Below are 6081 nucleotides of genomic sequence, written 5' to 3'. Positions count from 1 at the left end.
GTCGAGGTCAAGGAAGCAGGCGGTGAGGCAGAGGAAGCGACCGGCGAGGTGCAGCCGCTCTCTGGTGAACTGGCACTGATACACGCACGGATGAAGGTCATCGAGCGGATGGTCACCGACATCGGCTACCGCAACAAGTTTGCCGCTGGTGTCTACTCGGGCAAGATCGAGGGTCTCATGATCGGCCTGATCGTATCGTTCGTGATCCTGGGATTCATTTTGCTGGGGTGAGATAGATGGCAGAAGAAACTACACAGGCAGCAGGCCCCATCCGGATGACCTCGATCAACAGAATGATGGACGCCATCCGGTACAAGGCACAGATCCTTGCCCGCACGACCAAACTCGAATCAGGCATCATGGGCATGGGGCTCCTCGGGTTCGCAGTCGGGCTCGGCGTCATCATGCTCTGCATCCTGATTCCAGCGCTGATACTGGGGGCGATCTAACATGGTTGAGAAGAAATCACCGGCCAGCGGATGGCCGATTGCTCAGGGCGACTTCCACACGGGAGATGCGCAGAGTTGCGTCGCCGTCGTCACCATGGGATCCCACCTCGATGAACAGGGCATCTGCGATGCCGGAGCGGCAATCGCCGGGTCCTGTAAGACCGAGAACCTCGGCATCGAGAAGATCATCGCAAACGTCATCTCCAACCCCAACATCAGGTTCATCCTCTGCTGTGGTACGGAGGTTAAGGGGCATCTCTCCGGTCAGAGTTTCATAGCACTCCATGCCGGCGGTGTCTCTGGCGGCAAGATCGTTGGAGCCCAGGGAGCCATCCCGTTCATCGAGAACCTCACCGACGATGCAATCAAGCGCTTCCAGGACCAGATCGAGATGGTCAACATCATGGAAAGCGAGGATATGGGCACCATCAAGGCCAAGATCAACGAACTCAAGGCCAAGGACCCTGGTGCGTTCCCCGCAGAACCTATGATCGTCGAGGTCAAGGAAGCAGGCGGCGCGGCGGAAGTTGCCGCCGCAGGCGCAAACCCGCAATTCCTTGAGATCGAGGAGCGGCTCAACGCTATCGAGGAGAGGATCGAGTTCGTCGATGCAGAGATAGCCCAGCGCGTCGGAAGAAAAGTCGGGCGCGATATCGGCATCCTGTATGGACTAGTTGCAGGTTTGATTGTATTCATGATGTTGTTGGTATTACTGCCCAAGTTAGTTGGGTACCTGTAAGGAGGATTGACGAATATGTTCAAATTCGAAAAAGAGCAGACGGTACACGACTTTAACGGTACCAAGATCGGCGGGCAGCCTGGAGAATACCCGACCGTGCTCGGTGCATCCATCTTCTACAACAAGCACGAAGTTGTCCTGGATGACCACACCGGAAAGATTGATAAACCCGTGGCAGAGGCGCTCTGGAATCGCTGCCAGGAACTCTCAGATATCACCGGCATTCCGCACTTCATCCAGATCATCGGGGAGTATGGTGAGGCCTTCGAGAGTTACATCGACTGGTTCTGCAGCATCGATGATAAGACCGCGTTCCTGATGGACTCTTCCGTCCCGGCGGCGCTCGCCCATGCGTGCGATTACGTCACCCAGGCGGGCATCGCCGATCGTGCGATCTACAACTCGATCAACGGTTCGATCGGACCGGAGAACATCGAGGCACTGGCCAAGAGCGACGTGAGCGCAGCCATCGTCCTCGCCTTCAACCCCGCCGACCCGTCGGTCGCCGGTCGTGAGAAGGTTCTGGTCGAGGGTGGCGTCGCCGGACAGGAGATGGGAATGCTCGAGATCGCAGAGAAGTGCGGCATTACCCGCCCGATCCTCGATACCGCAGCGACCCCGCTCGGCCTCGGCTCCGGCGGTTCGTACCGTGAGATCCTCGCCTGCAAGGCGATCCACGGTCTCCCCACCGGTGGTGCCTACCACAACATGACCGTCTCCTGGACCTGGCTGAAGCGGTGGAAGGGAACGAAGAAAGTTCCCTCACAGCAGCTGGCCGGCCTCGAGGGCAAAGATGCCCTTATCAAGCAGCTCACGCACCACTATCTCGGCGGTACGGACGGACTGCGCCAGGCGGCCTGGTCTGCACCCGATATCGGGTGCAACATGGTTGCAAGCACACTCGGTGCCGACCTGATCATGTACGGCCCGATCGAGAACGTCGAGGCGATGATCACCGCACAGGCCTATGCCGACATCGTTGTGCTGGAAGCGGTGCGGGACCTCGGTATCGAGCCCAAGGTCGATACTCACCCGCTGTTTAAACTAGTATAACCCCCTTTTTTTTAGTCGCCGCCCGGCTCTCACCGTGGCCGACCCACTTCACGTGATAACACCCTTCTGCAAGGACACCGGCCTCTGCGTAATCAAGCGCCGGCAAACCGGGCAAACTAGTGCTCTTTGTCATCTAACTCTATGAATACCGTGTCGCACCCTTCGCAGCCTTCCGCATAAGCCCATGTTCAGTCTGCCGTAGATGCGAAATTTCGGCGCTGTTGAAACCCTGTTTGGGTCTTCATCCCTCCCCGCCCTGGGCGATACGCTCCGTCCCCCCACCCCGCCCTGCCTCCGGCCTCCTCCCCGGGGGGCGGGGGCAGTCATGGCGATACCTGGTGGGAAGCCGTGTCCCCGGGATTGCACCCAGAGGGGGATTCAACAAAGCCGAAACTTCCCAGTTTCCTGCACTCCCCCTTCGTGTGAGGCCATAATTGTCCGTTCCTGCACACGCCAAAACCTCCAAAATAAGATGACACGGTCCACTAGACGATTATAAAGAGTTGGTGTATACTGTTTCATGATTGGTCACTGTCTTCAGCGGACGGCATTCATCCCCCACTGAAGGAGGGCCTTCGGCCTGCCCCCCGTAAATTAGTTTGCATTAAGTAATTGATTTTAGTAAACATTATACATTCACGCACCCCATAACAAAGCACCGACGCCATGAAGCTGATTACTGTTGCAGGCCCTCCATCTTCAGGGAAGACCTCTGTGATCCTCAAGACCATTGCAGCCCTTGGGCTACCCGAAGGGAGCGTAGGTGTTGTGAAGTTTGACTCGCTCACCTCCTTTGATCACCAACGCTATGATGAACAGCAGATACCCAATCAGACTGCTTTTGCCGGAAAGATCTGTCCGGATCACCATTTCATCAGCAATGTTGAAGGGGCGGTTGAATGGGGTATGAAAAAGGGATTGTCGGTTCTTGTCACAGAAAGTGCAGGTCTCTGCAACCGGTGCTCCCCATACGTGAACGGTATTTTGTCGGTTTGTGTAATCGACAATCTTTCCGGCGTCAACACGCCGAGGAAGATCGGTCCGATGCTGAAATATGCCGATATTATCGTTGTCACCAAAGGAGATGTTGTCTCCCAGGCAGAACGCGAGGTTTTTGCCTTCAATATCCGTGAGGTCAATGCATCGGCAACTGTTCTTTTCGTCAACGGAATCACCGGCCAGGGAGCGTTTATGCTTGCCCGCTACTGGCAGGATGCCCTTGATATCCAGACGCTTCGCGACCGCAAACTCAGATTCACCATGCCTGCTGCCATATGTTCGTACTGTACCGGCGAGACCCTTATCGGAGAGATGTACCAGATGGGGATGGTCAAAAGAATGGAGTTTGACGACGTATGAAAGCCCTTGATTATGCTGCAGAGATTTCTGCCGTGCCAATCGGCGATATCCTTCGTCGTTATCCTCTTGCGGTTGATTACCTGGCCAACATGCGGCTGGGGGGGGTTGATGAAACCAAAACACTCCCTGAGATCCTGGAGGATGTCGATGAGGATATGCTTGAGGAGTTCGGGCTTGACCGCGAGGATGTCATATTCCACTTCTGTGCTTTTCTTGAGGCATTTTCCCGGGTGAAGGGTTCTGTTGAGGTAATTTCCTCCATTACGATCCTCGGCGGGCGGGATAAGGCGGGAAGACCCGAGATGGTCGAGCTGACGATAACACCCGGCGAAGTCGTAAGCATTGTCGGTCCTACAGGCTCAGGAAAAAGCAGGCTGCTTGAGGATATTGAGTGTCTTGCCCAGCGCGATACGCCGACCGCAAGGCAGATTCTCATCAACGGTTCGGTTCCTGATCTCAATAAGAGATTCTCCGCCGGAGGGAAACTGGTAGCCCAGCTTTCGCAGAACATGAACTTCGTCATGGACTTAACTGTGCAGGAATTTCTGGAGATGCATGCAAAAAGCCGGATGATCTCCGGGTCCGCCGCGGTTGTGGAAAAGTGTTTTGCAGTTGCCAATTCTCTGGCAGGTGAGAAATTTACGCTTGATACAAAAGTCACCCAGCTCTCCGGCGGGCAGTCGCGGTCACTGATGATTGCCGACACCGCTCTTTTGAGTTCATCCCCGATTATCCTTATTGACGAACTCGAGAATGCAGGAATCGACCGGCGAGAGGCGGTCAAACTCCTTGTCGGCAACGAGAAGATTGTCCTCATGTCGACGCATGATCCGCTTCTCGCCCTCCGTGCTGATAAGCGGATTGTCATCAGGAACGGAGGTATTGCAAAAGTGATTGAAACGACTGCGGAAGAGGAGCAGACACTCCAGAAGATTGAGGCGATTGACTCCGTCCTCCTGGATATCCGTAATCAGCTCCGGGGAGGAGGGATCGTCACAAAAGAGAGTATTCCAGAATTTCAGGAGAGATGATGTATGTGGGAGTTATATGACGCACTGATTGAACGGATCCCTGACGATATTATCGTCGATGATATCGTCGTCGGCGGGGAGATGACGTATGTCGAGGCAAACGGCGGCATCGGTTTTGCAGGATACCGCGATTATATCCAGCGTGCCCCGATGATGACAGGAAACAGGATTGGAAAACCGTTAAAAGAGGTAGCCGGGTGTGTGAAGTCCTGGAATCTGCTGGAAGCATCAATCGGCCATTCGGCGATCAACGCGTGGTACAATCATCCGGATACCGCGAGGAGAGCGGGAATCGAGGTTGCAGAAAAGAAGCGGGTCGAGGAACGGCTGAAAGACCCGTTCATCAAATCCCAGAATCTCGTGAAGGGAAAGAAGGTCTGTGTTGTCGGCCATTTTCCGTTCCTTGAAAAACTGATTGCCCCTGTCTGTGACATGAGTATTGTTGAGTGGGACCCACAGGAAGGAGATTATCCGTATTCTGCCTGCGAGTATCTGCTGCCTGAATGCGATTATGCGTTCCTGACCTGTGCCGCTGTCGGCGACAAGAGTATGCCGCGGCTTCTTGAGCTCTCGGAAAATGCAGAGATGGTGACAATCGTAGGTCCGGGAACTCCCCTGTCTTCAGTATTTTTCGATTACGGCGTATCAGATCTGTCAGGTTTTGTCGCAACCGATGTTGCACTCGCCAAACGGATTCTTGCAGGAGCGGAAAGCCGGAGGATCTTCGGGGCAGGGATGAAGGTGCAGTATCTTCGCCCCGGGATTTGACGGAGGTTGCAGCGTCTCTTTGTATCTCATGGGAAATAGCCGGTATCAAGACCGGATCCGGGGCTGAATGTCCAGGATGCCCAGTCGCAACCCACGATATGCAGTGCGGCGGTGGCGGACATAGAAGATTATGACCTCCAGCTCCTCATGATGCAGAGCGTATACAATCGGTAATCTCCTGCCCCAATCCTGTAGAGATGCTCTGCTCCGCTTAATTTACATACACCAGGCGGCAACGGCGTTGCAGATAGAGCCTCTATGTCCTGCAGAATGCGCAGAACAACCTCACCCGGCAATGCTGCGACATCCTTCGTTTGCATCCCCGGGCACGGCTTTCCCCGGATATCCCCATTCACCGTCCCCGCCCCCGGAGGGCGGGGGCTTTGAGGAGGAACGTACGGGCACCCACCTGCGGGGAGGGGGTTACAGGTGGACGGCAATCTGGAGGAATTGAGCCTGGACGCTGAAGACACGAGGCAGAGACAGGGGAGGGGGCTTGCCCCCTCCCCGTCAGTCCCACCCCCCATGGCGATAGCCACCACGGTCCACTGCACGGAGAGATCCGGGGAAAGAGCCGGGTTCTGGCTAACTCCTGAACCGCATCTGACCCCTCAGGGAAACCGCTGCCGGCACCCCCCCTGGCGCGGCTTCCCGCTGGTTATCGCCATGACTGCCCTCGCCC

The 6081-nt window shown here is 55.7% G+C and carries 6 protein-coding genes and 1 pseudogene; all 7 read left to right on the top strand.

Annotation, left to right across the window (positions count from 1 at the left end; all coding sequences use genetic code 11):
- Positions 1 to 231, top strand: a pseudogene (locus BP846_RS08620) (tetrahydromethanopterin S-methyltransferase subunit A); the annotation flags it as partial.
- 5 nt (positions 232 to 236) lie between these two features.
- On the top strand, positions 237 to 449 hold the full coding sequence (locus BP846_RS08615; protein ID WP_292394438.1) for a tetrahydromethanopterin S-methyltransferase subunit F: 213 nt from the start codon (positions 237 to 239) through the stop codon (positions 447 to 449).
- A gap of 1 nt (position 450) precedes the next feature.
- A complete protein-coding gene (mtrA, locus tag BP846_RS08610) occupies positions 451 to 1188 on the top strand; it encodes a tetrahydromethanopterin S-methyltransferase subunit A (RefSeq protein WP_292394436.1) in 738 nt (245 codons plus the stop codon).
- Between the two features lie 15 nt (positions 1189 to 1203).
- A complete protein-coding gene (mtrH, locus tag BP846_RS08605) occupies positions 1204 to 2241 on the top strand; it encodes a tetrahydromethanopterin S-methyltransferase subunit H (RefSeq protein WP_292394434.1) in 1038 nt (345 codons plus the stop codon).
- A gap of 666 nt (positions 2242 to 2907) precedes the next feature.
- Positions 2908 to 3600 (top strand): GTP-binding protein, encoded by a 693-nt coding sequence (locus BP846_RS08600; protein ID WP_292394432.1) that lies wholly within the window; start codon positions 2908 to 2910, stop codon positions 3598 to 3600.
- Positions 3597 to 4631 (top strand): ATP-binding cassette domain-containing protein, encoded by a 1035-nt coding sequence (locus BP846_RS08595; RefSeq protein ID WP_292394431.1) that lies wholly within the window; start codon positions 3597 to 3599, stop codon positions 4629 to 4631. Before BP846_RS08600 ends, BP846_RS08595 begins: the two co-directional genes overlap by 4 nt.
- A 3-nt stretch (positions 4632 to 4634) precedes the next feature.
- Positions 4635 to 5399, top strand: coding sequence for a DUF364 domain-containing protein (locus BP846_RS08590; protein ID WP_292394430.1), 765 nt, complete (start codon positions 4635 to 4637; stop codon positions 5397 to 5399).
- Positions 5400 to 6081 lie beyond the last annotated feature (682 nt).

This window comes from Methanoculleus sp. UBA303, assembly GCA_002501655.1.
Lineage (GTDB): Archaea > Halobacteriota > Methanomicrobia > Methanomicrobiales > Methanoculleaceae > Methanoculleus.
Note: the sequence above shows the minus strand (reverse complement) of the source record. Positions and strands in the feature narration are given on the sequence as shown.